Consider the following 25,663-nt stretch of genomic DNA (forward strand, 5'->3'; position numbering starts at 1 on the left):
TCGGTATGGCAGAAGGAAGGGGTGCCCATGCACAGTGACTTATCCGTACTTATTCCATTCAAAGACAAGGCGGAGATGACTTTGCAATGCGTCGACTCCTTGTACCGCTTCGGCCCTGCATGCCGGGAAATTCTGCTGATCAGCAACAATTCGTCGGCAGCAGAGTTGAATGCCGTTGAGAAAGGTCTGGCGAAATATGACAACGCGCGCGTGCTGATCTACGACCAGCCATTCAACTACCAGAAGCTGAATAACTGGGCAGTCGCGCAGTCGCAGGGCAGCGATCTGCTGTTCCTGAACAACGATACCGAACTGGTCGAGCGCTCGCGCGGGTTGCTGGAATCGATGGTGGAGCGCGCGCACGCGCCCGCGGTTGGGGCGGTCGGCTGCGTATTGCTCTATGGCGACGCCAAGACGATCCAGCACGGCGGAGTTTTCCTGGTCTCCGGCGGGCTTGCCGATCATTTGTTTGTCGGCCGTCGGTTGGCAGACGTACTCGACGACTGCAAGGCGGGCCGTGTCGAACCGGATATTCGTGGTGATGTCCGGCTCAGCGCCGTAACGGGCGCTGTCACCGTGGTGCAGCGATCAAAGTTCGAAGAGATCGGTGGGTTTGACGAGGGCTTCATCATTTGCGGCGGCGACGTGGACATGTGCATACGCCTGGAAAAGCTCGGTTACCAGACGGTGCTGGCAGGAGCTGACTCCGGCTTCATCTTGCATAAAGAAAGCCAGTCGCGGGCGCACAAGCCCATCCCGTTCAACGATTTTTACCGCTCGTACTTGTCTTACCTGGAAAGTTACGACCCGCAACGGGGGGACCGCTTCGTCCCGACGAAAAACAAGGCCGCTCATTCATGAGTCAACGAATTTTCCTGCTACGCGTCATCAGACGCTTCGTCTTTATCGGTCGCAAGGCTACCAACCGCCTGTATCAGCTGGCTTCGGATACGGAGCATCGGCTGAGCGCCATGATCGAGTCGCGACCGGTAGTTGCAGGGGACGGGATGGTGGCCAAGGCCAGGCAGTTTGCCGAAGTCTATTACGGCGCCAATTCCGCCGTCACGCCGGTCATGCCGGCGCTTCCCACAGCCGGGCGCAAGCCGGCGGTGGTGCTCTTGCTACCGACCTTGTCGAATTCATCGCTGTTCGGCGGGGCTGCCACGGCGCTGATCTTTGCCGCATTACTGAGCCAGCGGCACGGCATGCCGTTGCGCGTGGTGCAGACTGTTGTCAACGGAGAAGCCAGCCGCCTGCAAGGGCTGTTCGACAAATACGGCATCCCGGTCAGCGCAGCATCGGTTGAAGTGCTGAGCGTCGCGGAGCGCCGCCATAATTTCTATGGCTACCTGGACCTGCATCCCGAGGATCAGCTGGTGGTCAGCGCCTGGTGGGACGCCGCACTGGCCGCAACCTTCCCGCTGCGCCGTAAATTCATCTATCTGGTGCAGGACTACGAGCCGATTTTCTACGCGAACAGCGACCAGAAATTGCTGGCCGAGCAGAGCTACGCCGGTGGTAATTTTGTTGCGGTCTGCAATACGTCGTTGATGGCGCAATGCATTAGTGAAAGCGGCAAGCTCGCGAAAGATACACCCGTGCTGCATTTTGAGCCCATGGTGGCCAGGCTGCCCAGGACTCAGCCGCAGGGCGCGGCTCGCGCAAAGCGCACGCTGTTCTTCTATGGGCGTCCGAGCGTGGAGCGCAACCTGTTCTATTTTGGACTGCGCATCCTGAACGAGGTGTTCTCGCGCAGCCTGTTGCGAGCCGAAGAGTGGGACGTCGTGATGGCCGGCGAAGGGTCGGCGCCCAATATCCAGCTTGAGTCCGGGGTGGTGATCCGTAATCTGGGCAAGCTGACGCTCGATGAATACGACGCGCTGAAGATGAAGACCGACGTGGCGTTGTCGCTGATGATGGCGCCGCACCCCAGTTACCCGCCGCTGGAGCTGGCGTTGGCCGGTGCCGCCGTCGTGACTTCGCGCTACGGACCCAAACAGAGTCTTGAAGACTATTCCGCGAACATTCTTTGCATGCCGGCCGATCTGGAAGCGATGATCGACGCCGTGGTGAAGGCGTCCCAGATGAGCGAGTCGGAACGGGTTGCCAACGCCAAGCGCAGCATCCTGCCGCTGGACTGGCAGTCGGCCTTTGCACCGTGCTTCGAGCAACTGGATCCGCTTTTCGACCGCCCTGCGAGTGGCCAGACCGGCACGGTCGCGGTGCCCGTCAGAACTACCGCGTAAGCGTCTTGGTCCTCCATTGAAGCTCTTGCATGCATCCCTGCCCCCCCAGCGCGCAATCCACTGACGCCGAGCGCGAGACTGCCCGCAGCCTTAGCTCCGGGGTCGCCATGTGCACCTGCAATGCGGGCGCCTTTATCCATCAGCAGCTCGACTCCATCGTCAATCAGACCGTGGCGCCGGACCAGATCGTCATCAGCGACGACCGGTCGGACGACGACACCTGGACGGTATTGCAGTCCTGGGCAGCGGCGACCGAGGCACAACGCGGCATCCGCGTTACGCTGCTGCGCAACGATCCGCGCCTCGGCGTGACCCGGAACTTTGAACAAGCGATCCGGGCGCTGGATACCGACATCATCTTTCTCGCTGACCAGGACGATGTCTGGACGGCCGGGAAGGTCGGGGCGCTGCTCGCATGTTTTGCCGCGGATCCGGAGCTGTTGCTGGTGCACTCAGACGCGGAACTGATCGATGAGCAGGGAAACGATCTGGGCAAGTCCCTTTTTGCCGCGCTGAGGCTGTCGGAACGGGAACAGGCTCTGGTGATGCAGGGCAAGTTCTTCGAAGTGTACTGCCGGCGCAACTTGGTGACGGGCACGACCGCCGCGTTCCGCAGACAGTTGCTGGACGTGGCCCTGCCGTTCGCCGAGGACTGGATCCACGACGAATGGCTGGCGGCGTGCGCGGCATCCGAAGGCAAGGTCGGCATGCTCGCGGACAAGCTTACGCAGTACCGCCAGCATCGGTCTAATGTGATCGGCATTCCCGTCGGCACCGTCTCGCGTCTTACGTCATACGCGATCCGGGTGGCACGAACGCCCCGCAACGAACACTTGCACTACAAATTGCGCCGCTTGCAGGCGCTGCGCGGCAGGTTAGTCGCAACGAATCCTGACGCTGCCGACAAACTTGCGCTGGTCGACGAGGCGATCGCCCACTATGTCCGGCGTATCGGCTTCGGACGCGGCCCGGTGTCGCGGCTGACCAGCATCCTGCACGAATACAAGGCGCGGGGCTATCACCGATTTGCCGACGGCTTTGCCGGCATGGTACGAGATGTCATTCATCTCTGAGGACGCGGCCATGCATCCATCGACGACATGGACGCCGCGGCTGACCGTCTCGGTCGTCAGCCATGGCCAGGGTCACCTGCTCGCGCCGTTGCTGCATCAGTTGCGTGAGGCTTCGCGACAGGTGCGGATGCAGGTCATTGTCACGCAGAATCTGCCGGAGCCGCGTATTCCGGTGGAGGAATCCGAGGATTTTCGGCTGACGTGGATCGTCAATACAGGGCCGCTCGGCTTTGCCGAGAATCACAATGCTGCATTCACGTATTGCCGTGCGCCGTTTTTTTGCGTGATCAATCCCGATGTGAGGCTGGAACAGCAAAGCCTGCTGCCGCTGCTCGATTGTGCTGCGCAATGGCCGGGCGTGGCTGGCCCGCGCGTGCTGGCGCCTGACGGACGCGTCGAAGACAGTGCCCGGCGTGTCCCTTCCGTTATCCGACTTGTGCGCAGGACCCTCAAGAAACGTTGCGAAGCCGACTATGCGGTTTCGCAGAAGATCCAGCAGGTCGACTGGCTCGCGGGAATGTGCATGGTGTTCCATGCAGATACCTATCGCAGCGTTGGCGGATTTGACAAGCGCTTTCATCTTTACTGCGAAGACGTCGACATCTGCCTGAAGATCCATTTGTCTGGCGGTTATGTGTCGTGGGTGCCGAATGCCGTCATCATTCACGATGCACAGCGCGCTAGCCGGCGCAACTGGCAATATTTGCGCTGGCATATAGGGAGCCTGTTGCGGCTGTTCGCTTCCGGCACCTACTGGCGCTTCCGGTTCTTTGCTTCAGGTCACGACAAGAGGGCCATGCATGTTTGATTTCTTCTGGGTGCCGTGCTTTGTTTTCCTGGTATGCGCATTTGCCATCATGGCGCTGCGCCCGTTGGCGCCGATCATGGGGCTGATGGACCGTCCCGATATGCGTAAGCGGCATCAGGGCGAAGTGCCCCTCGTGGGCGGCATCGCCATCACGCTGGCCGTCTGGATCGGCGCGCTGATGTTCATGCGCACCCAGGGCTACTATGTGGCACTGCTCGCCGGTTTGTCAGTGCTTGCGCTGGTGGGCATGGTCGACGATCTGAAAGGCATGTCGCCCGCAGCCAAGCTGGTGGTCCAGCTGTTTGCTGCGATCCTGATGACTTCGTGGGGCGGCGTCTACCTGTCTTCGCTGGGCGACCTGTTCGGGCGCCGCGAGATCGAGTTGCTCAACTGGGGCATCCCACTGACGTTGTTCGCGGTGGTCTCGGTGGTAAACGCGATGAATATGAGCGACGGGCTAGATGGCCTTGCAGGCGGCCTGGCGTTTTTTATCTTTGTCTGGCTGGCGGTGGTAGCGGGCGAGCTGGGCAACAACGCGGCACAGCGCATCTGTGTAATCTTCTGCGGCGCTATTCTGGGTTTCCTGGTTTTCAACATTCGCAATCCGCTGCGCGGCAAGCGACGGGTGTTTCTGGGAGACGCCGGCAGCCTGATGCTCGGTTTCGGCATCGTATGGTTCGCCGTGGAGCTGTCACAACCCGTCTATAACAGCGGGGCCAGGATTCCCCCCGTGGTGATGCTGTGGATTCTCGGCTTTCTGCTGATCGATTTGCTCGCCGTGGTGGTGCGGCGTGCGATGAAGGGCAAGAATCCGCTCGCGGCGGACCGTACCCATCTGCACCATATTTTGCTGCGGCTGGATATTGGCCACGGCACGATCGTGTGGCTGATTGTGCTGAGCAATGCTCTGATGGGTTTTGTCGGCGTGCTCGGCTGGAAAATGGGGGTCTCGGAGCAGGCCTTGTTCCTGGCCTTTCTTGCGGTGACGGGCGCACATCTGATGGTAACCCGCAATGCGTGGCGGTTTATCCGGATCGGGCGTCGGATGTTGAAGGGCCGCAAGCCGCGGATGCCGGCGCCGTGAGGGCGTGCCCAACCTGCTTCGAGCGGCTCGAGCGAGGCCGCCGCGCGCGTCGCCCAATGGGCTGCGTTGGCGGCTTGACGGCAAAGTCTTTATGGTATCGTGGCGCCTTTCGCGGCGAGGCAGAAGTCGCCGGCGAATCCGTCGCCGCGTTGGTTGATTCCGCTTCACCGCGCCGGGAAACCGGCGCAGCATCGTACTTTCTTGGTAACCCCTATGCTTTTGACTGCAATCGATGACCTCCGGGAGAGCGTCGCCTCCTGGCGCCTTTGGTCGTTACTTGGCTGGATCGAAATTCGCCAGCGTTACGCGCGCTCGGCGGTTGGACCGTTCTGGCTGACCATCAGCATGGCGATCATGATCGCGTCGATCGGTGCCGTGTACGGCACCTTGTTCGGCCAGGAACTGCGTGAGTACCTGCCATTTCTCAGCATCGGGCTGGTGATGTGGTTCCTGCTCGCGACGATCGTGAACGAGGGCGCGGTCGTCTATATCCATAATGCCCACTTCATCCGCCAGGCCGCCACGCCAAAATTGCTATACGTGCTGCAGGTTATGTGGCGCAACGTGATTATCCTGGGCCATAACTTTATTATTGTGGTGGCGCTGCTGATCATATTTGGCGTGAAAAATTGGGCCACGTTGCCATTGTTCATTCCGGCACTCCTGCTGTATGTGCTGAATGCAATGTGGATGGCGATGATTTCGGGCTTGTTGTCTGCGCGTTTCCGCGACCTGCCGCAGATCATTTCGTCGCTGTTCCAGGTGGCTTTCTATGTCACCCCGATCATGTACCGGCCGGATGCGCTGGTCCGGTTTTCCTGGATCGTTGACTACAATCCGCTCTCCTATTTGCTGCATCTGGTGCGCGCGCCGCTGGTGGGCGAGTTTCCGACAATGCTTACCTGGGGGGTTTCGCTGGGCATGGCTGTGGTGGGCTGGACTGCTGCGCTGTGGCTGACCGGGCGTTATCTCAAGCGCATTCCGTATTGGGTGTGAACGAATTCAGTAACATGGCATATATAGAACTTCGCAATGTCCGCCTCGAGCTTCCGATTTACGACGTCCAGGGGCGTTCGCTGAAGAAGCGCGTGCTGCGACTCGGACGGCGTAACCAGATCGCGGAAGAAGCTACCGGCGTGGTCGTAGTCAAGGCACTCGACGGTATCGATCTCCGGCTTGAGCCAGGCGATCGTGTTGGCCTGATCGGCCACAATGGAGCCGGCAAGTCGACCCTGCTCAGGCTGCTGGCCGGCATCTACGCGCCTACCTCGGGTAGCTATGACCGTCAGGGCAAGGCGGTGCCGCTGCTCGACATCAGCCTCGGGATGGACGAGAACTCGACGGGCTACCAGAACATCCGCTTGCGCGGCTTGCTGCTCGGCATGAGCGACGCCGAACTGCGCGCCAAGGAAAAAGACATCGCCGAATTCACCGACCTCGGCGATTCGCTCGACCTGCCGCTACGCACTTACTCCAGCGGCATGCGCATGCGGCTGGCTTTTGCGGTGTCGACAGCCGTGGACGCGGATATCCTGCTGCTTGACGAGGTGATCGGCGTTGGCGATGCATCATTCCAGGACAAGGCCAATGCGCGCCTGCATGATTTGCATAATCGCGCCCAGATCGTGGTGCTGGCCATCCATTCGAACGAAGTGATTCGCAAGATGTGCAACAAGGTCATCTGGCTGGAGCATGGAAAGATTCGCATGGCGGGAGCGGTCGAGGAAGTCTTGCCGGTCTACGAAGCCAACCACTAACCTCGCTCCGGGTCGTGGCCGAATCAAATTGATCAAGATGTCCGTATGACGGTTGATATCTCGTGCATCGTTACGCTGCACCACGAAGGCATTCTTGCTCACAAGACCCTGGCCAGCATCGGACGTGCGATGTATTTCGCTGCTGCCAACGGAGCGCGCACGGAGCTGTTGCTGGTAGCGGACCGAGCCGACGGCGAAACGCTGCAATATCTTCAGCGTAGTCCGCACCTTCCCCCGGATACGCGGATTCTGTCAACCGACTTCGGCGACCCGGGGCTTGCGCGCAATCACGGCGCTCGACAGGCCCGCGGCGAGTACATTGCCATCCTTGACGGGGACGACCTCTGCTCCGAAAACTGGCTGGCCAGCGCACTGCGGCAAGCCCGCGAGAATCCCGCCTATATCGTCCATCCCGACTATAACGTCTACTTCGGCGCGGAGCGCTGGATCCTGCGGCATCCGGACCAGCGCGATACCGGCTTTCGCGCGTCACAGTTGCTGGTCGAGAATGCCTGGACCGCATTATGTGTGGTGCGGCGCGAGACGCTTTTGACGATTCCTTATCGCGATACGCCGGCGGACTCCGGTTTCGGCTATGAAGACTGGCATTGGAACTGCGACACCATTGCCGCGGGCCTCATGCACGTCGTTGCCGCCGATACGGCGCACTTCATCCGGCTGAAGGTCTCGGGCAGCCGTAACGCGGCGGCGACGGAGCGCTCGCGGCTCATCCGGCATTCACCCCTGTTCGACCATGCGCAATTGCTGGGGCTGGAAGGTAAATCGGTACAAGCGACGGATACGCTAGCCGCGGGCGCCGTCGACGCGGATTGGGACGAGGAAGCCTATCTTCGGGTCCATCCTGACGTCCGGGACGCCGTGCGCGCGCGCAGCATGAAGTCCGGCAAGGACCACTGGCGGCTGTTCGGTCGTGCGGAAGGTCGCCTGCTGCCGACTCCGGCGCAGCGCGCCACAGTCAAGGCGTGGTCGGAAGAAGCTTACCTGGATGCCAACGAGGATGTGCGCGCGTCGGTGGCTCAGGGAAGGATAGCGTCCGGGTTGCATCACTGGCTGCGCTTCGGCGATCGCGAAGGCCGCGACCTCAAGGCGCCGGAGGTGCCGGCTTGGATCCGTAACGAGATGCACGCGCTGGCCGCCTACGAGTTGCAACTGTTTCCGTCCCGCCAGTTCTTCAAGGACGCACGGCGCCGCACCTTCCGCGCCAGCGTGGCTGTGGGAAACGCCTATCGCGATATGCTGGAGGTGGTTGGGCCAAGGCCGGTCACCCACGTCTTCATGCTGCCCTGGCTCAAGCGCGGCGGCGCGGACCTGGTGGCCCTGCATCACATCCATGCCCTGGTGCGTGATTTTTCGGCGCAGATCCTGGTTATCACCACCGAGAATACAGAGTCGCCCTGGATGTCGCGCTTGCCGGCGGATGTTCGCGTGCTGCCGTTCGGCATCACCCATGCGCCGCACCTGCAGCCAATTGAGCAACGGCTGCTGCTGTCTCGACTATTGTTGAAGCTGCGCCCTGGCGTAGTTCACAACATCAACAGCGCGACGGCATGGGACCTGTACGTGCGTCATGGCAACGCCTTGTCGGAGGACAGCGGCCTCTATGCCTCCCTGTTCGGGTTTGATTACACCGAAGAGCTGGAGCCATACGGCTATGGCGGCGCCCTTGAGGCATCGTACCGTTACCTGACCAAGGTGATGACCGATAACCAGGCTTTCGTCGGTCGGCTGATCTCGATGTACGGCCTGCCACCGGACTTGTTCGAGCGCTTCCGTTATCCCCAGCACAGCCGTCCGCGCTTCGAGTTCGATGCCCGGCAGAAACCGCGGATTCTGTGGGCAGGCAGGTTCGACAGGGAGAAGCGGCCAGACCTGTTGCTACAGATTGCTCAACGCTTGCCGGAGTGCCACTTCGACGTCTACGGCTCTCCCACGCTGTCGACGCCGCCGGAAATTCTCGCCGTGCTTGCGGCGTTGAGGCGCATGCGCAATGTTTCCGTTCTGGGCGCCTACGAAGGCTTCGACAGCGTGCCGGCAGAAAACTATGCACTGTTGCTCTATACGACGCAGTGGGATGGCCTTCCTAACGTGGTGCTGGAGGCCCAGGCTTCGGGCCTGCCGGTACTGGCCCCCGACATCGGCGGAATCAGCGAAGCCATTCCTGCCGGCAGTGGTTTCCTGCTGGAGCGTTTCGACGACGTCGAAGGTTATGTTGCCCGCATTCGTCAGTTTCTGACGGCGCCAGCCATGCTCTTGCATGAACGGGCTCGCGCATTGAGCCTGATCGAGGCAAACCATTCCCAGGAAGCCTTCCGAGAGCATCTCGCGCGCCTGCCGTCATACTCGGGAAGCTAGCGGACGCGCGGCCATGCCGTCGCGTGTGGTCGCAAGCCGCTGTGGCAGCGCCGTGAGCACGGTGAGCTGCCACAGCGGTTGTGCCGATCAAATAGGCCCGGGCGTGCAATCAGTGGGGTGCTTTCTCGCCCAGCTCTCGAAAGACATCATCATAGCTGTCCATCATCTGCTGGCGGCTGAAGTGCCGCTCCGCATACTGACGAGAGCTTTGCTTAATTCGTGTCAGTTCAGCCGGATTTTCCCGCCACGCGGACAGAATGCCCAAGATGCGGTCTGACTCCGCAGGGTGCGCCAGGAAGCCATTTACTCCCTCGGTAATCAGTTCAGGAACACCGCCCACCGGGGCTCCGATAACGGGGATGCCGCAGGCATTGGCTTCCATCACGATATTGGGCCGCCCATCCAGCTTGGACGGCAACACCAGTACATCAAGGGTCTGCAGTACGGCTCTTACATCAGACGCGTAGCCGCGATACTGCAGCTGGCCGCCTGCTGGACTTTTCTGAACCCGACGCCTTACTTCATCCGTCTGGGCGCCGTCGCCCGCAAGCACAAAGCGGGCGTCTGGCAATTGCGGATATATCCTTTCGATCAGGTCAATAAAGCCGAGCGGGTTCTTTTCCGGCGACATCCGCCCCACGTAGCCCACCACCAGCCCGTTTCCGGAGGGCGCCTCGGCCGCAGGCGTCAGCCACTCGGTGTCGATGCCATTCCGAACGATCCGCACCCTTGCGTCCGCCTTTGCCGAGTTTCGTTCCACGAACCGCTTCATGTGCTCGGTTTCGACGATCACGCCGTCGATGCACTGCTCATAGAGAAAGTGGTTCAGGGTATGGCCGATCTCGTTATACAGCGTATCGACGATGCGTAGCGACGGATTGCGCTCCTTCCAGTAAGGAAGGTGATGGTAGAGCAGCGGCGCACCGATCTGCAGCACCAGGCCGGTAGCCCGACGTTGCATCTCTCTCCACACAACATCAAGGGCGTCGTGATGCGGCACGGCGCTCAGATCAAGCAATTGCTTGTCGGCGCGAAAATCCTCCATATCGTCCGGTGTGTAGACGGACGAGGCGTCGGAGCAGAACGCCACCGTTACGTCGAAATTGCGGCGGCGCATCTCCCGTAACACCTGAAGAGACAATGCTCCTTTAACCAGGAACGGAAGAAGGGCCAGGATTCTCGGATTACTCATCAGTCTTTTTGCTTTCTTCTAATGCTTGCAAGTATCGAGTTTGCTTCGAATGCACATCCTGCAAGTTGTCAAACGAAGCCTTCCAGTTAGCTGCCTGCGTCTTGTACCACTCCGCGTTGGCTGCATCTGTGCAATCCGCATACCAGAGTTGCATCAGGTGCGTAAGCAGTCTGGGGCTGCAGGTTTTCTCGATGAGCGGAGGCAGGGCGAGGATGCGTTCAGGGCTAGGGCGGAACGAGTGGACTACTTGGTAGGCCACGTTCACATTGCTTTCCTGTTCATTCAGCCCGGACGGGGTGTCCTGCCTCATGCAGCGGAACAGATGTTCGACCCTGGCAAAAACTCCCGGGTCGCTTGCCACGGCACCGATGTAGGTCGAGCTATAGCCTTTGATGTCTGATTCAAAGCCGGTGAAGGAATAGCCGGGAAAGGTGCCGAGCAGGGTTTCGATACCTCGAACGGTCGGGTAGTAGATATGCTCATACGACCCTTCCAGCCAATCCTTGTTGTCGCGCGTTTGCGACATCAAGGGAATCTCGAAGATCAACACGCCCTCGGGCTTCAGCGCCTCCAGACAGGCACGGAAGGCACCGCGCAGATCCAGCACATGCTCGAACGTCGCAATCGAAGTGATCACGTCGAAGTGGCGCCTGAACTCATCGCGCCGCAAGTCCGCCAGCACATCGTTACCGATGATCGTCACGCCGCCCTGGCGCGCCCGTTCGGCAGCGTGCGCATTGACTTCGATGCCGTAAGTCTCGTAGGCCGCGCCGAGGCCGCGCAGCATGAAGCCATCGGCACAGCCCACATCCAGGACGCGACCGCCGCCGATCAGTGCCTGCACCAACAGCCTTGCCCATAACAGTGCATGCTCAGCGGTGAAGGCATAATCGGCGTAGCCAACTTCCAGGTGAGCTGCGCCGCCGTAATAGCCGTCCTGATAAAAGACACTGGTATCCGCAGGCGGGTTCTCGATCATTCCCATGCCACAACTTGCGCAAAACAGGATTCGCCGGCCGTCGCCACGCATTGCAGTATGAGAATAGTGCCGCTCGGCACATACATTGCATTCGAAAGCGCCGCTCTGGCGTTCCATACTTTGCGTCATCGGTAGCCGTCAAGTTTCCGTAATAGCTCAGGGGCAATCTTGGCGCGCCGCAGCAAGGCTGCGGCGATTCTCCGTGGGGTGTATCGGGTCCGCCGCATGTGATAGACCCGTTCCCAATGCTCGGCCTGTGCTTGCCAGTAATTCCGCGCATGGATGAACTCGCCAATATCCCGCTCCAGCTTATTGGCATAGGCGAACCCCGGCGAACCTTCCCGGTATGTAGTAAGCGCACGGCGTCCGGCGCGTACCAGGGCATTGTCCGGCTCGTCGGACAGCACCTCGCTGCGGAAGGCCGTAAAGTCGGGAAATTCAGGTGTTGCCAGGACAATGCCCAGCAGGCGATAGGCGTGCCTGGGTTCTAACTTGCACAACTCCCCGTGTCGCGCTACCCACGCGATGATGCTCTCGACGGTCGGATGAAGGGCGCGCGCTTCGGCCAGCGGGATCAGGTTGCGCATCATGGCGTAACTGAGTTCAAGGAACTGCCCGAGCGGGTCGGCGTGGGTGACGCCGCGCTTGTGCAGACGCATGAAGGTCAATTGCTGAGGCACGACTGCGAATTTGCACCCCATGCGTAGGGCGCGCGTCCACAACTCGTAGTCGGGGGCACGTACCATGGCCGCGTCGTCCAGGCCGATACGAAGGTGCGCTTCGCGACGTACCATGCTCGATGACCGGCACAGCCAGTTCATGCCAACCCAGTTTTGTACCAGGTTGAGGTTATGAGGCTGATTGATGCCAGCTTCGAGGGAGGGCGCATCGGGGTGCGGCTTGCCCTCGTGGTCCAGGATCTTGACGTGGGTGCCAATGATGTCGAGGCGAGGATCCTTCTGGACTGCGCGCAGCTGGATTTCTGCCTTGTTGGGCGCGATCCAGTCATCAGCGTCCAAATTGACCAGCCAAGTTCCGCGGGCCGCTTGCACCGCACGGTTGTAGCTGCCTGCGCCGCCGAGATTGTGTTCGTTGACAATGAGGCGGATGCGGGGGTCATTGAAGCTGCGGACCACCTCGACCGACCGGTCACGCGAGCAATCATCCACCACCACGATCTCAAAGTCCTGGACTGTCTGTTCCAGGATGGAGCGCAGTGTCGTGCCAATGTACTCTTCGTAGTTATATGACAGGACGATATAGGAAAGCAGCGGCTGGCCGTTCATTTCAGGCATGCTGTGATCCGGTCGAGGTCGGCGTCGGAAAGGTTGTCATGGAAGGGCAAGCCAATCACGCGGGCGGCCAGCTTGTCGGTGCCGGACAGATCTGCGCGCGGAACGTCGGCAAATGCCGGATGCCGGTGGCAACCCAATCCCCACCAGCGACGCCATTCGATGCCTGCGGCATCGAGCCGCTCTATGGTGCCAGCGACGTCTTGCTCGGGAATCGTCACATTCAGCGTCATGGTCACCCACTTCACGCCAACGCCGCGCTGCAACACGGCTGCCTTGCCCTCGAGACGGTGTCGATAGGCTTCAGTGAGATCGCGCAGCGCGCGCAGACGCTCCGGCAGGGCGTCCAGTGCAGCCAGGCCCACCGCTGCACTGTATTCCGAAATCCGGTAGTTGCCGCCGCGGATGCTCGACAGCCGCTCGACACCCATAAAACCGAAACCGGTCATCGCCGTCGTCCGGGCAGTCAGTTCGGTGTCGGCGGTCAGGATGGCGCCACCCTCGCCGATACCGAGCACCTTGGTGGCATGGAGGCTTACGCAGGCGGGTTGTGCGCCAACGTCGGAAATCGCGGTAACCGCGGCGGCGGCATCGAATACCACCGGGATGGCATGTCGTGCCTCGAATGCCGCCCAGGCCTTGAAATCAGGCGGCGCACCGAAGGCGCTCACCACCAGCACGGCCGCCGGCGGCTCGGGCACGGTGGCAAGCGCCGCTTCTGCGATTTCAGGCGTAAGGGCGAGACTGTCGGGATCGACTTCAAGCAGATAAGGCGTAAGCCCGGCATTGCAAACGGCATGGGCGCTTGCAATAAACGTGTAGGAAGGCATCAGGCAATAGCGCCTGCCCGGCGTTGATCGCGAGCGCAATGCAAGTTCGATCGCGGTCGTGCCGTTACTCGTGATCGTTACTCCTTTCGCACCCGTCAGCGCGCTCAGCCGAGCAACGAATTCACGATACAGTGGGCCATAGTTGCTGTAGCTGCGGTTCTCATCGATACGTCGCAGATAGGGCAGCAAGGCTGCGACTTCAGGCAAGTGGGGAACCAGTACTTTGATGGGGGCCTGCGACGCGGGAAGATGATTAGCCATGGAAGGAAGCAAGGAGCTGAACAATGTCAGGAATAACGCGAGCAACGCTCACGTCGGAATTTAAGAAGCTGCCGCCGATGCGGCACGCCGCACAATCGGACGTGCCGGGACGCCTACCACGGTGGCGCCGGGATCCACGTCACGGATGACGACGGCGCCTGCGCCGACGATGGCGCCGGCGCCGATCGTGCAGCGAGGTGCCACCACGGCACCAACGCCGAGATCCGCGCCTTCTTCTACAGTGACCCCGCCAGCCAGGGATACACCGGGCCCCAGGTTGACAAAAGCGCCGATCTTGCAATCGTGCGAAATCACACAACCAGGATTGATCAAGGCATGCTCGCCGATCTGGACATCCGTGGTCATGCTGGCCGGCCCCAGAAATATTGCTCCTTTTCCGATTTCCACGTGGTGTCCCTTGGCCACAGCGGGATGCATCAGCGTGGGGAAGTGCCGGGTATGCAACTTGCTGGCAATGCGTGCGCGCGCCTTGCAGTCTCCGACGGCGATGACAAAGGAGACATCTTCGCGGGCGAGCCACGGTTCGATGTTGTCGAAGACTGGTACGCCACGGATCGGCTGCGCCGCATAGCCTGGCTCGACGACGAATGCTATTACGTTATGTCCGGTGAGCTGCAGCGTCGCAAGCACCTCGCGACCAAGGCCGCCGGCCCCGAAGATCACAATCGACATAGCTGTTAGGGCGCCATTTGGCAGATTGTTTGGACATCGAAGTATCGCATACTGTCTGACGGGCTCCTGACGTTAACGGCAACCTTCCGGTAATCGACAGAGCATGAGCATGGCGGCGGTGTCGCCCATGGGAATGCCCACGCATCGGCTCCGGGTGGTGAGCAAACGCTTAACCCGCCATGTTACTGATGCCACGGTCCCCCGCGGCTATATGTGCGCTTTTGAAACAAAAGAAACTATGAGGAAACAACGTCGAGGTCGAGGGGCTGCCTTGTGTTAGTCGCGGCATTGGTCATCGGATGTGCGGTGATGGCGCGCCACGGCAAGCACGAAAAGAGCACATGCTGGTATAGAGCTAGACCATCGCTGTTGCGCTGCTTACAGCTGACCGACCCCGTTACTTTGCGGTTTGGCTGACATGGGAAACTTCCCGGGGCGGCTGCCGCTACCGCTGAAACTGAACAAATATCGCGGCACACCTACATTGTCCGGGCCCAGCAAGATTGGCATTTCCGAATCTATCAAAGTGATGTGCGAATACCTGTTAAATATGCTGTCTACCCGGCTTACGGGAAGCGCCGCGAAGCATTGTCGCCACATGGTCAGCGAGGGCACTGGCGTGACATGTGATGCGGAGCGATAACCGAGCCCGTTCAGCGTGGCGCCGGAAAAACCGTATGCGGCGAGAACGCCGTCATTGGCCTGCGCCTGTCTAGTGAGCTGCTGCAATATCACGGTATCGGGCACGTTGAATATAGGCCATGCCGATTGCACTGGATTGAACGGGAAGAACATCGTGGCTCCGCCAAATGCCGCGAGCCCTGAAATGGAAGTCAGCGGCTGCAGACTGCGCACTTTCTGGATGAAGCTGCACAGCAGCACAGCCGGAACCACGTACAAATCGTTCCAGTAGCGCGGGTGAAAGCCATATCTCGATGCCTTGAACAAGAGCCACGAGGCAATGGTGACGCCAATGAAAATCAGCGCCCGTTTGGTTGACCATGCCAGGCCCGTTACCCGCACGACGGCGAGCGCAAACAGGACGAGCAGCAGGCCGGCAGCGAATACCATGCGTTCGGGCTGTACGTGATTCCACAATAGTGGTTTGCCAAGCACCGCTGGAACCGGCAGCATCATCCAGCTCGTCACCAGCGCAAGTGCGGCAAACAGGACAGCCACTGGCACCCACTGACGTCTTGCGGCCAGTGCGTTGCGCAGGTTGCGGTAATCGAGGAAGCACAGGCACAGCACCACGAACCACGTTCCGACGACGCCAATCTCGGAGACGTTCGCGCCGATCAGGGAGTTGTATGACCGGTCAAAGCTACTGGCGGGAAAGAACTGCGAGAGCCAGCGCTCCACCGGCAGCGCGCCGCCCGAAAAGTTGCGCTGGCCCGGATAGAGCGTCTGCATGGTCCTTAGCAAATATTCCTTCAGGTAAAGCACCACAGTCGCGGCAGCCAGCAGCGACGTGCCGGCAAGGCTGGCCAGTCGTGCCGGACGCCACCACTCCCTACCGTAGCAGAGTAGGAAAACGACCCCGGCGAAGGCCAGAGATATGAATAGCGGCGGATAGAAATTAGTCATCAGCCAGCTTGTCGCCAGCCAATAGAAAAGAGCTACGCGCACTACGATCGGGGCCTCGATGAAAAGTACGGCCAGCGCGCCGGCAAACAAGGCAATGATCGGCCCTTTCTCATTCCACCAGAATTGTGAAAATCCGGTGAAATAGAGCGTCAGGGCAAGCAGGTACGATTGTGGTTGCGTGGCTCCGGCAACGCGGAAGAGCTTGCTGTATCCGACGATAAAGACCGCAAAGATAGCGAACCAATGAAACGAAAAAGCGTACGCTGCATTGACCAGCGGGTACAGCCACATGGTCGGCTTGAATATCAGGCCCCAATCGGCTATCGGCATACCATAGTTGATGCGCAGATCCTCCTGGTACAAAGAGGTGGCATTGAACCGTTGCAGGCCATTGCGTACAGTGGCCTGGGTCAGTGGCGTGACGACCGACCACTCATCGCTGCGTACCGCGCGCGGCTTGCCAAAGTGCAGCCCCTCGCCCTGGGCGCCGATGCGTTCGAGCACGACACCATACGACGATGGGGACCAGGTATTCCCGACATAAATCGCGCCGAGCGAAAGCAACACGAACCAGACCAGATATTTGCGGATCAGCGCAAATGGAAGCATTTTTTGCTTATCGGTAAAGCTCAGGCGGAAGAGGTGGCAACTGCCGGTTTCCGTCCGGAGACAAGAATCAAAGCGAGACCGAATATGACGGCGACCGCGTTGCCAACAGCGTATCCCAGGATAGCGCCCCTTGTGCCAAGGCTTGGCACGGTAATTAAATTGACAGCCACGGTGGTGGTGAGCACCAGAGCCCATTTCGCCGCCACCCAGCGCGGCTTGCGCAAGTAAACCGGCAGGAGGCCAAGTCCGACATCCGCAAAAATCAGCGCCGATGCCAGTGCGGCAAGTCGCAGCAGCACAACAGCCTGGGTAAAGGCATGGCCATAGAGCAGGCCGACGATCCACTCGGCGCAGATTGCGATAAGGCCCGCACCGCAAAGCCCGACTGCCGCCATGCCCACGGTGACGCGAAGCACGTTGCGACGTGCGGCCGCCCCGGATTTCTGTGCAAACACGTAGATCGGCGCCACTCCAGCCGCCAGGATGGTTGCGATGGTGGTGAAGTTGTCCAGTACTTGCATCGTGGCAGCATAGGCTCCAAGCTCGGCAAGCGGCACGACGGGCTTGAGGATCAGTTGATCGGCGCGGCGAGCTGCGACCATCAGCATGAAGCTGATCCAGAACAGTGCGCCGTCGCGGACCAGCTCGCGCGCCAGCGGTGACTGGTACGACGGAATGGCGCGCGGCGAGCGGTATAAGTAGTACCAGGCCAAAAGCAACGCCGCAACCAGTGGCTCGAAGGCAAAGGCGGTCGCGTAGGCCGGAACCGCCTTCACGCCAGCGATGAAGAGCATTGCAATCAATGCTGTTTTGAGCGCAAGCGCGAATAGATTGAAAACGACATTGGGACGGTTATGCGTACGCGCCTGCATCCATGCGATCACGATGCCGAAGGGTTCGCGCAGCATGATGGCGGTGCCCAGCAGGATGGCGGGAATCCACGTGTCAGCCGTTTGCTGGGTGAGTGCAAGCCAGGCACACATGAGCGCGTAGCCGGAAATGCCGGCGACGAGCCGGATCACGAAAGCATGAGCGACCAGGGTATGCCGATCCTCGGTCGTCGCTGCCGTCACCAGCCGCGGCACCACCACCTCCGCCGAACAAATCAACGGTATCGACGCCGCAATAAACACCAGCGACTGCGCATACTGGAAATGCGCGAACCCTTCCGTACCCAGCGCCCGTGCCAGCATGGCCACGACGCCGATCCCCACGATCACCTGCAGGCCACGGTCGGCCAGCATCCAAAGCAGGTTGCTTGCGACTTTGCGGCGCATCAGCGTTGTTTCCTCAGGCTGCGATATTGCGCCAGCCATTGCCGCGCCACACCGTTCACGTCGAAACGGCCGACAATCCGCTGGCGGCGGCGGTCGCGTTCCGACTCGGTGCCGGGCAGGCTGGCGATGGCGTTGCGCAAGGCGCTCGCCAGCGCCTGCGGATTGCCGGTGGGGGTCAGCGTAGCGGTGTCTCCCGCCAGTTCAGATACGCCCGCGGCGGCGGTCGCCACGACCGGCAGCCCGCTGGCCAGCGCTTCGCCCACCGCCAGCGGCATGCCTTCGATGCGCGAAGACAGCACGAAGACATCGGCGGCGCGCAGCAGGTCGGGAATGTCTTTCCTGGCACCGGCCAGCAGCACGACATGATTCAGCCCGCGCCGGGTAACCTGATGCGCCAGTTCATCGCGCAACGGACCATCGCCGGCGATCATGAGCCGTGCCTTTGGCAGGTCGCGGCTGACCTCGCCGAATGCCTCGATCAGCATGGCCTGGTCTTTCTCAGGCACCAGCCTGCCGACGTTGAGGACCAGCCGGTCGTCGGGTCCGAGGCCAAGGTCGCGCCGGGTCCGTTCGCGCGAAGGCGGGTCCGGCTGAAAGCGGCTGGTATCGATGCCGTTCGGCATCACGATCACGCGTCCTTCCGGCACGGCGCCGCTGGCGACCATCGCCAGGCGGCCGGCGTCGCTGACGTGGGTCGTCATGGCACACCATCGGTCAGTGATGCGGTAGGCGAGGGCGCGCAGGCGACCGCCTTCGCGCGCGCTGTGGGCGGAGCAGATGACTGGCGGCATGTGGCCGGTCCTGGCCAGCACGCGTGCGAACAGGTTGGCGTGGACCATATGGGCATGGATGACGTCCGGGCGCCACAGCCGTACCAAGCCCCGCGCCTGGCGCAGCGCCGACAGCATCGACAGCGGCGTTTTGCGCATGGCGAGTTCGGTCACGTGGACTTCGGCCGGCAAGTCGATCTCCCGCCCCTGCGTCAGGCTGAGGATGGCGACCTCGTTGCCCAGCGCCAGGAAGGCGCGCGCCAGCGCCGCGATCTGCTGCTCCGCGCCGCCCAGCTTGAGGCCTGTGGTGATGACAAGGATGCGCAATGGCGCCGGCGCGGCAGTCTCGTCGACGCTGCCCATCAGCGGGCTCCGTAACCGGTCGCGAGGGTCCTGAGCGTCTTCACTCCGATCAGCAGGTCCAGTGCCAGCGAGCAATGCTTGACGTAATACAGGTCATAGCTGAGCTTGGTCACGGTTTCTTCGTGGCTGCCGGCGTAACCCTGCTGCACCTGGGCCCACCCGGACAGGCCGGGCCGCACCAGGTGGCGGTACGGGTAATAGGGGATGGTTTCGGAAAACCGCTCGACCATGGGCGCCTGCTCCGGCCGCGGGCCGATCAGGCTCATATGCCCGAGCAGCACGTTCCACAGCTGCGGGATCTCGTCCAGGCGGTACTTGCGGATAAAGCGGCCGACCCGGGTCACGCGCGGATCGCGGCGGGCCGCAAACAAGGCGGGCGCGCTGGCGTCGACGCCCATGCTGCGGAACTTGAGCATGACGAAGGGTTTGCCGAACAGGCCCACGCGTTCTTGCCGGAAGATGGCGCCACCTGGGGTTTCCAGCCGGATGGCCAGCGCCACGGCAAGTCCCAGCGGCGCGGCAAGCGGTGCCAGGCACGCGACGGCCACGATATCGATCGCGCGTTTCAGGTAGCCGTAGAGGTAGTGCGCGGCGTAGTCGTCCAGGAAGTTCTCGTCGATGTGCGCCAGGCCGACGCGCCCGGTCAGCATTTCGCCGACACGCTCCACCGAGTACATGCGGACATGGCTCATCTTGTAGTGCGCCAGCAGTCGCGTGCGTTCGGGGTCGCCGGTGGCGCTGCGTTCTACCATCAGGCCGTCGAAGTGCCTGGCGTCCTCCAGCGAGCCTACCGGTTCGAAACGGATGCGGGCGGGCGCCGCGGCGCCGGGCATGGCGAGGATGGCGTCCAGCTGCGCCAGCGTACCCGGATCGGTATAGCCGAACAGCGGCACGTAGTTCTGCACGAAGCGCCGATAGCCGGTCCAGAGCCACGCCAGCGTGATCAGATAGGACAGCAGCAGGGCGCCGCGCGAGTATTCGATATGAAAGGCGGCAAACACAAAGAGCAGGCCGCAGAACGGCAGGGTCGCGGCAAGCCCGGCCAGGCTGTTGCCCTCCATCGCCGGCAGGTGCAGCGAGCGGTGCAGCAGCATGAACGCGACCAGGTACGGCATCACGGACCATAGCAGTGTGCGCGTGAACACGTAGGTCACGATGCCGGCGCGATGCGCCATTTCGGCGCCGACCGCGCTGAGCGCGAACAGCGCCAGGCCGAGCACCGCCCAGGCCACCATCCGGCTGACGCGGCGCACGGTCTCGGAGCCGCCGGTGCGCATGCGCAGGGCGCGGTGGCGCATGCTGTCGGCCTTGATGGTCATGACGTCGGCACCCGCGCGGCGCGGGGTGTCTGGGCGAGGGCGTCGCGGTAAACAGACCAGGTCGCGTCGGTCATGCGCTCCAGTCCATAGCATTGCTCCCACCGCTGGCGCGCGCCGTGGCCAAGCGCCGCGCGCAGGGCGCTGTCGTCGGCAAGGCGGCGCAGCGCTTCGGCGAACGCCTGCTCGTCATCGTGATCGACCAGCAGGCCGTAGCGGTTGCCGTCGAGCTGCTCCCGGATGCCAGGCAGATCCGAGGCCACGACCGGCAGTCCGGCTCGCATCGCCTCTAGCACCGACAGCGGGAAGCCTTCGTGGTCCGACGCCAGCACAAAGGCCTGGGCCGAAGCCAGCAGCGCCGGCACTTCCGTGACATTGCCGGAAAACTCCACGCGCCCCGGTGCAAGCTGTTGCGCCAGTTGCTGCATGGCGTGCCGCTGCGGGCCGTCTCCGACCAGGGTCAGTACGCACGACTCCAGCCCCGCGCGCGCGAACGCGCGGATCGCCGCGTCGTGGCGTTTGGGTGCGGCAAAGCGCGCGACCATCACGATTCGTCGCAAGGGGGCCTGCGGATCGGCGCGATGGGGTGTGTCGGGGATGCCGTTGGGGATGACCGAAATGCGTTCGGCGGGCAGGGGAAGCGAGCGGGCCAGGTGTCGTTCCGCCTGCGCGACGCAGATCACGCGCGCCGCCAGCGGCGCCAGCAGCCATTCCGCCACGCGCGCGGCCATGCGCTGGCGCCGCGGAGCTTCGGCCTTGAAGGCAAAGCCGTGGACGGTATAGACCACGGGTATGCCGAGCAACAGTCCGGCGATGCGGCCCAGGGCGCCCGCCTTGGCGCTGTGCGCATGGACCAGGTCCGGCGCGGCCTGCTTCAATGCCCTGACCAGTTCACGCAAGGCATGGATCGCGCGCCAGGGCGACAGGGCATTGTCCAGCCGTGTCAGCCGGATGGTCTGCGCGCCGGTGCGTGCCGCGATCTCGAAGAGGGGGCCTTCGCCGCCCGCCAGCAGCACGGTATCCGCCTTGCCGGCCGTCGACCGCAGCAGGTCGGCGACATGCGACTGCGCGCCGCCGATCTCCGCATTGGTGATCAGGTAGGCAATGCGAGGTCGGGACGACGGTTGCGCGGATGGCTTCAAGGCTGTGTACGTTTCGTGACGGATCGGGTCCGCCGCGGGTCCCGCGGCAGCACAAAATGCCCCTGAGCGCGAGGCAGGGCACCGCCGGATGTAGGACAGACTCCGAAAATTGTGTCCATCCGTGATAATGCGGCGATTATACCGCCCGGGCCCGCCGCAATCCGGCAAAATAGCTGCCTTTGGGGCGCCGCATCGGCCAGCTGGCGAGGTGTGGCGCGGACGACAAGCAACTCAGGACCCTACATGCAAATCGATCCTTCCGTCTTCAAAGCCTATGACATTCGCGGCATCGTGGGCAAAACGCTCACCCGCGACGTCGCGCGCCAGATCGGCTTGTCGTTCGGCTCCGCCGCCGTGGAGCTCGGCGAGACCTCCATCGCCGTCGGTCGTGACGGCCGGCTTTCGGGCCCGGACCTGATCGGCGGCCTGGTCGAGGGCCTGCGCGCCACCGGGCTGGATGTGCTCGACCTTGGCATGGTGGCCACGCCGATGGTCTATTTCGCTACCAATATCGAGATCGACGGCGTACGCCCCACCTCTGGCATCATGGTCACCGGCAGCCATAACCCGCCCGACTACAACGGCTTCAAGATGGTGCTGGCGGGACGGGCCATCTACGGCGAGCAGATCCAGGACTTGCGCAAGCGCATCGAGGCCGGCGCATATACCCGGGGCGCAGGTGCCTACAAGGAAGTCGATGTGCGCCAAAAGTACCTCGATCGGATCCTGGGCGATGTCAAGCTGTCGCGGCCGATGAAGATCGCACTCGATGCGGGCAACGGCGTTGCCGGCGCCTTCGTCGGCGACCTGTTCCGCGGACTGGGCTGTGAAGTGGTCGAACTGTTCTGCGAGGTCGACGGCAACTTCCCCAACCACCATCCCGATCCCGCACATATCGAAAACCTGCAGGACCTGATGAAGACCCTGCGCGAGACCGACTGCGAACTGGGCCTGGCCTTCGATGGCGACGGCGACCGCCTTGGCGTGGTGACCAAGGACGGGGAGGTGATCTTCCCGGATCGGCAGCTGATGCTGTTCGCCGAGGAAATCCTGTCGCGCAACCCCGGTGCGCAGGTGATCTACGACGTCAAGTGCACTGGCAAGCTGGCGCCGTGGATCCGCCAGCACGGCGGCGAGCCGCTGATGTGGAAGACCGGGCATTCGCTGGTGAAGGCCAAGCTGAAGGAAACCGGCGCGCCGATCGCCGGCGAAATGAGCGGCCATGTCTTCTTCAAGGACCGCTGGTACGGCTTTGACGATGGCCTGTACACGGGCGCGCGCCTGCTGGAAATCCTGTCGCGCCATGCGGATCCCAGCGCGGTGCTGAACGCGCTGCCGAACGCCAACAACACCCCTGAACTGCAACTGAAGTGCGCCGAGGGCGAGCCCTTCACGCTGCTCGACAAGATCCGCGCCAACGCCAGGTTCGACGGCGCGCGCGAAGTGATCACCATCGACGGCGTGCGGGTGGAATATGCCGATGGCTTTGGCCTGGCGCGTCCGTCCAATACCACGCCGGTGGTGGTGATGCGTTTCGAAGCGGACAACGACGCCGCGCTGGCGCGCATCCAGGCAGAGTTCAAGCGCGTGATCCTCGCCGAGAAGCCGGATGCTCAGCTCCCGTTCTGAGGGCGCGACGGTGCCTGCGGCATCGTCTGACGCGGCCGGTGTGGCACAGCCCATGCCGGCCGCGGTGCCTTTTGCACTGCCGGAGCGGCCGCGCATTCTGCTGGTCAAGGTATCGTCGCTCGGCGACGTGGTGCACAACATGCCGCTGGTGCATGACTTGCGCGCGCGCTGGCCCGGTGCCGAGATCGACTGGGTCGTCGAAGAAGGTTACGTAGAACTGGTGCGCCTGCTGCCCGAGGTGCGCCGCGTCATCCCGTTCGCGCTGCGGCGCTGGCGCAAGCGCCTGCTGCAGGGCGGCACCTGGCGCGAGATCGGCGCGGTACGCGACGCCTTGCGCCACGAGAGCTATGACGCCGTGATCGAAAGCCAGGGCCTGCTGAAGACCGCGGTAGTCGCGCGCGTCGCCGCGCGCGCGCCGGGTGCGCCCATCATCGGGCTCGGCAACGCCACGCAGGGATCGGGCTATGAGCCGGCGGCGCGGCTGCTCTATACCGACCCGGTGGCGGTGCCGCGCCAGACCCATTCGGTGCGCCGCTCGCGCTTGCTGGGCGCAGCGCTGACCGGCACCGCGCCGGCGGAGCCGCCGTTGTTTTTCGGGGAGGGTGCGCGCACGCTGTCTGTCGACGATCCGCTATGGGCGGATTTGCCGGCGCGCTATGCCGTGTGCTTCCATGCGACCGCGGGAGCGCGCAAGAAATGGGCGCTGCAGAACTGGCACGCGCTGGGCAGGCGCCTGGATCAAGCGGGCCTGGTAATGCTGTTGCCGTGGGGCAATGACAAGGAACGCGAGGCTGCCGAGGCCATCGCTGCCGGCGTGCCGCGGGCGAGGGTGTTGCCGCGCTTCTCGGTGATGCAGGGCTTTGGCCTGATCAATCGCGCTGAAGTCGTGATTGGCGTGGATACGGGCCTGGTCCACATTGCCGCGGCGTTGTGCCGGCCCACGGTGGAAATCTATACCGCTACCTGGCGCTGGAAGACCGAAGGCTACTGGTCGGCGCGCATTGCCAATGTCGGCGACGATGGCGTGGTGCCGTCGGTCGATGAAGTCTACGAGGCGGCTTGCCGCGTGCGTGGAGTGGCTGCCTGATGTTGCGCCTCGTGTACAGCTTGTTGTGGGTGGCGGTGCTGCCGCTGGCGCTGCTGCGCCTGGCCTGGCGCGCGCGCAAGGAGCCGGGCTACCTGCAGCATGTCGGCGAACGCCTCGGGACCTATGGCGGCCTGCCCCAGCCGGGGCCATGGCTATGGGTCCACGCCGTGTCGGTGGGCGAGACCCGCGCCGCCCAGCCGCTGGTCGAGGCACTGCTGGCCGCGCATCCGCATCACCGCCTGCTGCTGACGCACATGACGCCAACTGGCCGCCAGACCGGCGCGCAGCTGTTTGGCAAGGAGCCGCGCGTGGTCCAGTGCTACCTGCCGTATGACCTGCCATGGCTGGTGCGGCGGTTCATGCGGTATTTCCGGCCGCAGGTGGGCATGCTGATGGAGACCGAGGTGTGGCCGAACCTGGTCCATGGCGCGCGCAAGGCCGGCGTGCCGCTGTACCTCGTCAACGCCCGCTTGTCGCCGCGCAGCTACCGGCGCACGGCCCGCTTCGGTCGCGCCGCGGCGTCGATGTACCGCGACTTTGCCGGCGTGCTGGCACAGACGGCCGGCGACGCCGAGCGCTTTCGCGCCCTGGGGGTGCCGGCGGTACAGATCACCGGCAATCTCAAGTTCGACATGCAGCCCGCGCCGGCCGGCGTGGCGCTGGGCGGGCAGTTGCGCAAGGCCTTCGGCGCGCGCGCGGTGCTGGCGGCGGCCAGTACGCGCGAGGGCGAAGAGGCGATGCTGCTCGACGCCTTCTCGCGCTGGGAATCCCTTGCGCCGGGCGTGCCCCGGCCTGCACTGCTGCTGATTCCGCGCCATCCGCAGCGTTTCGATGAAGTGGCCGCGATGGCGGCGCGTACCGGGTTTTCGGTCGAACGCCGCAGCAGTCTGGATCTCGATCGCGAGCGGTCGCCGCTGACGGCCGATCTCGTGCTTGGCGATTCGATGGGCGAGATGGCAATGTACTTCGCCGCGTCGGACCTGGCGTTTATCGGCGGCAGCCTGTTGCCGCTGGGCGGACAGAACCTGATCGAGGCGTGCGCGGTCGGCACCCCGGTGCTGATCGGGCCGCACACCTTCAACTTTGCTCAGGCAACCGAGGATGCGATTGCCGCGGGCGCGTGCCTGCGTGTCGACAATGCCGACGTGCTGATGCGTACCGCGGCCAGCGTGTTGGCCGATCCGGCTCGCCTGGCTGAGATGCGCGCGCATGCGCAGACCTTCGCAGGCCTGCATCGGGGCGCCACGGTGCGCACCTTGGCGGCCGTTGCCCCGGCGTTGGAAGGCTGAGCTGGA

The 25,663-nt window shown here is 62.7% G+C and carries 21 protein-coding genes; 11 read left to right on the top strand and 10 right to left on the bottom strand.

Translation table 11 applies throughout. The annotated features are described in order from the left end of the window. The first annotated feature begins 27 nt into the window (after positions 1–27). The 8 genes from GA0116996_RS01950 to GA0116996_RS01985 all read left to right on the top strand — a co-directional run bounded on the left by GA0116996_RS01950 (position 28) and on the right by GA0116996_RS01985 (position 9,341). Positions 28–861 carry a glycosyltransferase gene (locus GA0116996_RS01950; RefSeq protein ID WP_092306796.1) on the top strand — a complete coding sequence of 278 codons (834 nt, stop codon included), beginning with the start codon at positions 28–30 and terminating at the stop codon, positions 859–861. Continuing rightward, on the top strand, positions 858–2,246 hold the full coding sequence (locus tag GA0116996_RS01955) for a glycosyltransferase family 4 protein (RefSeq protein ID WP_141693706.1): 1,389 nt from the start codon (positions 858–860) through the stop codon (positions 2,244–2,246). The genes GA0116996_RS01950 and GA0116996_RS01955 overlap by 4 nt, the downstream gene beginning before the upstream one ends. Before the next feature lie 29 nt (positions 2,247–2,275). Then, positions 2,276–3,319 (top strand): glycosyltransferase family 2 protein, encoded by a 1,044-nt coding sequence (locus tag GA0116996_RS01960; protein ID WP_244159741.1) that lies wholly within the window; start codon positions 2,276–2,278, stop codon positions 3,317–3,319. A gap of 10 nt (positions 3,320–3,329) precedes the next feature. After that, complete coding sequence (locus GA0116996_RS01965) at positions 3,330–4,127, top strand: glycosyltransferase family 2 protein (protein WP_092307344.1); 798 nt, start codon at positions 3,330–3,332, stop codon at positions 4,125–4,127. Continuing rightward, a complete protein-coding gene (locus GA0116996_RS01970; protein WP_092306802.1) occupies positions 4,120–5,211 on the top strand; it encodes an MraY family glycosyltransferase in 1,092 nt (363 codons plus the stop codon). Before GA0116996_RS01965 ends, GA0116996_RS01970 begins: the two co-directional genes overlap by 8 nt. Before the next feature lie 213 nt (positions 5,212–5,424). Then, positions 5,425–6,207 carry an ABC transporter permease gene (locus tag GA0116996_RS01975; RefSeq protein ID WP_092306804.1) on the top strand — a complete coding sequence of 261 codons (783 nt, stop codon included), beginning with the start codon at positions 5,425–5,427 and terminating at the stop codon, positions 6,205–6,207. 14 nt (positions 6,208–6,221) lie between these two features. Beyond that, on the top strand, positions 6,222–6,968 hold the full coding sequence (locus GA0116996_RS01980; RefSeq protein WP_020384481.1) for an ABC transporter ATP-binding protein: 747 nt from the start codon (positions 6,222–6,224) through the stop codon (positions 6,966–6,968). A 45-nt stretch (positions 6,969–7,013) separates the two neighbouring features. Then, positions 7,014–9,341 (top strand): glycosyltransferase, encoded by a 2,328-nt coding sequence (locus GA0116996_RS01985; RefSeq protein WP_092306806.1) that lies wholly within the window; start codon positions 7,014–7,016, stop codon positions 9,339–9,341. Positions 9,342–9,450: 109 nt separating this feature from the next. Here the strand turns inward: GA0116996_RS01985 and GA0116996_RS01990 are convergent, their stop codons facing one another. From GA0116996_RS01990 to GA0116996_RS02035, 10 genes are all read right to left on the bottom strand, one after another. Then, positions 9,451–10,533, bottom strand: coding sequence for a glycosyltransferase family 4 protein (locus GA0116996_RS01990; protein ID WP_092306808.1), 1,083 nt, complete (start codon positions 10,531–10,533; stop codon positions 9,451–9,453). Next, positions 10,526–11,629 (bottom strand): class I SAM-dependent methyltransferase, encoded by a 1,104-nt coding sequence (locus GA0116996_RS01995; RefSeq protein WP_244159742.1) that lies wholly within the window; start codon positions 11,627–11,629, stop codon positions 10,526–10,528. Before GA0116996_RS01995 ends, GA0116996_RS01990 begins: the two co-directional genes overlap by 8 nt. An 8-nt stretch (positions 11,630–11,637) precedes the next feature. After that, positions 11,638–12,807 carry a glycosyltransferase family 2 protein gene (locus tag GA0116996_RS02000; protein WP_244159743.1) on the bottom strand — a complete coding sequence of 390 codons (1,170 nt, stop codon included), beginning with the start codon at positions 12,805–12,807 and terminating at the stop codon, positions 11,638–11,640. Continuing rightward, entirely contained in the window at positions 12,795–13,841 is a 1,047-nt protein-coding gene (locus GA0116996_RS02005; protein WP_244159744.1) for a DegT/DnrJ/EryC1/StrS family aminotransferase, read from the bottom strand. The genes GA0116996_RS02000 and GA0116996_RS02005 overlap by 13 nt, the downstream gene beginning before the upstream one ends. Before the next feature lie 114 nt (positions 13,842–13,955). Next, positions 13,956–14,588 carry a NeuD/PglB/VioB family sugar acetyltransferase gene (locus tag GA0116996_RS02010; protein ID WP_092306816.1) on the bottom strand — a complete coding sequence of 211 codons (633 nt, stop codon included), beginning with the start codon at positions 14,586–14,588 and terminating at the stop codon, positions 13,956–13,958. A gap of 378 nt (positions 14,589–14,966) precedes the next feature. Continuing rightward, the gene (locus tag GA0116996_RS02015) at positions 14,967–16,784 is read right to left on the bottom strand and encodes a DUF7657 domain-containing protein (RefSeq protein WP_092306818.1); all 1,818 of its coding nucleotides are present in this window, start codon (positions 16,782–16,784) and stop codon (positions 14,967–14,969) included. 20 nt (positions 16,785–16,804) lie between these two features. Continuing rightward, positions 16,805–18,061: a lipopolysaccharide biosynthesis protein gene (locus tag GA0116996_RS02020; RefSeq protein WP_092306820.1), complete on the bottom strand. Its 1,257-nt coding sequence runs from the start codon at positions 18,059–18,061 to the stop codon at positions 16,805–16,807. Then, positions 18,061–19,194 carry a glycosyltransferase gene (locus tag GA0116996_RS02025; RefSeq protein ID WP_092306822.1) on the bottom strand — a complete coding sequence of 378 codons (1,134 nt, stop codon included), beginning with the start codon at positions 19,192–19,194 and terminating at the stop codon, positions 18,061–18,063. Before GA0116996_RS02025 ends, GA0116996_RS02020 begins: the two co-directional genes overlap by 1 nt. Beyond that, complete coding sequence (locus GA0116996_RS02030; RefSeq protein WP_092306824.1) at positions 19,194–20,513, bottom strand: sugar transferase; 1,320 nt, start codon at positions 20,511–20,513, stop codon at positions 19,194–19,196. Before GA0116996_RS02030 ends, GA0116996_RS02025 begins: the two co-directional genes overlap by 1 nt. Then, positions 20,510–21,652, bottom strand: coding sequence for a glycosyltransferase family 4 protein (locus tag GA0116996_RS02035; protein WP_092306826.1), 1,143 nt, complete (start codon positions 21,650–21,652; stop codon positions 20,510–20,512). The genes GA0116996_RS02030 and GA0116996_RS02035 overlap by 4 nt, the downstream gene beginning before the upstream one ends. Before the next feature lie 243 nt (positions 21,653–21,895). On the opposite strand from GA0116996_RS02035, the gene GA0116996_RS02040 reads away from it, so the two are divergent. From GA0116996_RS02040 to waaA, 3 genes are read left to right on the top strand one after another with little or no spacing between them, the layout of a single operon-like run. Further along, positions 21,896–23,281, top strand: coding sequence for a phosphomannomutase/phosphoglucomutase (locus GA0116996_RS02040; protein WP_092306828.1), 1,386 nt, complete (start codon positions 21,896–21,898; stop codon positions 23,279–23,281). Continuing rightward, positions 23,262–24,368 carry a lipopolysaccharide heptosyltransferase I gene (gene waaC / locus GA0116996_RS02045; RefSeq protein ID WP_092306830.1) on the top strand — a complete coding sequence of 369 codons (1,107 nt, stop codon included), beginning with the start codon at positions 23,262–23,264 and terminating at the stop codon, positions 24,366–24,368. Before GA0116996_RS02040 ends, waaC begins: the two co-directional genes overlap by 20 nt. Next, positions 24,368–25,657, top strand: a complete 1,290-nt coding sequence (gene waaA, locus GA0116996_RS02050; protein ID WP_092306832.1) for a lipid IV(A) 3-deoxy-D-manno-octulosonic acid transferase — start codon at positions 24,368–24,370, stop codon at positions 25,655–25,657. Before waaC ends, waaA begins: the two co-directional genes overlap by 1 nt. The last annotated feature ends 6 nt before the right edge of the window (positions 25,658–25,663 follow it).

It is taken from the genome of Cupriavidus alkaliphilus (assembly GCF_900094595.1).
Lineage (GTDB): Bacteria > Pseudomonadota > Gammaproteobacteria > Burkholderiales > Burkholderiaceae > Cupriavidus > Cupriavidus alkaliphilus.

Excerpts from the sequence above, each read along its gene's own strand:
- waaA (WP_092306832.1), top strand. The coding sequence starts at position 24,368 with ATGTTGCGCCTCGTGTACAGCTTGTTGTGGGTGGCGGTGCTGCCGCTG.
- GA0116996_RS01970 (WP_092306802.1), top strand. The coding sequence starts at position 4,120 with ATGTTTGATTTCTTCTGGGTGCCGTGCTTTGTTTTCCTGGTATGCGCA.
- GA0116996_RS01985 (WP_092306806.1), top strand. The coding sequence starts at position 7,014 with ATGACGGTTGATATCTCGTGCATCGTTACGCTGCACCACGAAGGCATT.
- GA0116996_RS01950 (WP_092306796.1), top strand. The coding sequence starts at position 28 with ATGCACAGTGACTTATCCGTACTTATTCCATTCAAAGACAAGGCGGAG.
- GA0116996_RS01995 (WP_244159742.1), bottom strand. The coding sequence starts at position 11,629 with ATGGAACGCCAGAGCGGCGCTTTCGAATGCAATGTATGTGCCGAGCGG.
- GA0116996_RS02000 (WP_244159743.1), bottom strand. The coding sequence starts at position 12,807 with ATGCCTGAAATGAACGGCCAGCCGCTGCTTTCCTATATCGTCCTGTCA.
- GA0116996_RS01965 (WP_092307344.1), top strand. The coding sequence starts at position 3,330 with ATGCATCCATCGACGACATGGACGCCGCGGCTGACCGTCTCGGTCGTC.
- waaC (WP_092306830.1), top strand. The coding sequence starts at position 23,262 with ATGCTCAGCTCCCGTTCTGAGGGCGCGACGGTGCCTGCGGCATCGTCT.
- GA0116996_RS02025 (WP_092306822.1), bottom strand. The coding sequence starts at position 19,194 with ATGGGCAGCGTCGACGAGACTGCCGCGCCGGCGCCATTGCGCATCCTT.
- GA0116996_RS01975 (WP_092306804.1), top strand. The coding sequence starts at position 5,425 with ATGCTTTTGACTGCAATCGATGACCTCCGGGAGAGCGTCGCCTCCTGG.
- GA0116996_RS01990 (WP_092306808.1), bottom strand. The coding sequence starts at position 10,533 with ATGAGTAATCCGAGAATCCTGGCCCTTCTTCCGTTCCTGGTTAAAGGA.
- GA0116996_RS02040 (WP_092306828.1), top strand. The coding sequence starts at position 21,896 with ATGCAAATCGATCCTTCCGTCTTCAAAGCCTATGACATTCGCGGCATC.
- GA0116996_RS02020 (WP_092306820.1), bottom strand. The coding sequence starts at position 18,061 with ATGCGCCGCAAAGTCGCAAGCAACCTGCTTTGGATGCTGGCCGACCGT.
- GA0116996_RS01980 (WP_020384481.1), top strand. The coding sequence starts at position 6,222 with ATGGCATATATAGAACTTCGCAATGTCCGCCTCGAGCTTCCGATTTAC.
- GA0116996_RS02010 (WP_092306816.1), bottom strand. The coding sequence starts at position 14,588 with ATGTCGATTGTGATCTTCGGGGCCGGCGGCCTTGGTCGCGAGGTGCTT.
- GA0116996_RS01960 (WP_244159741.1), top strand. The coding sequence starts at position 2,276 with ATGCATCCCTGCCCCCCCAGCGCGCAATCCACTGACGCCGAGCGCGAG.
- GA0116996_RS02030 (WP_092306824.1), bottom strand. The coding sequence starts at position 20,513 with ATGACCATCAAGGCCGACAGCATGCGCCACCGCGCCCTGCGCATGCGC.
- GA0116996_RS01955 (WP_141693706.1), top strand. The coding sequence starts at position 858 with ATGAGTCAACGAATTTTCCTGCTACGCGTCATCAGACGCTTCGTCTTT.
- GA0116996_RS02015 (WP_092306818.1), bottom strand. The coding sequence starts at position 16,784 with ATGCTTCCATTTGCGCTGATCCGCAAATATCTGGTCTGGTTCGTGTTG.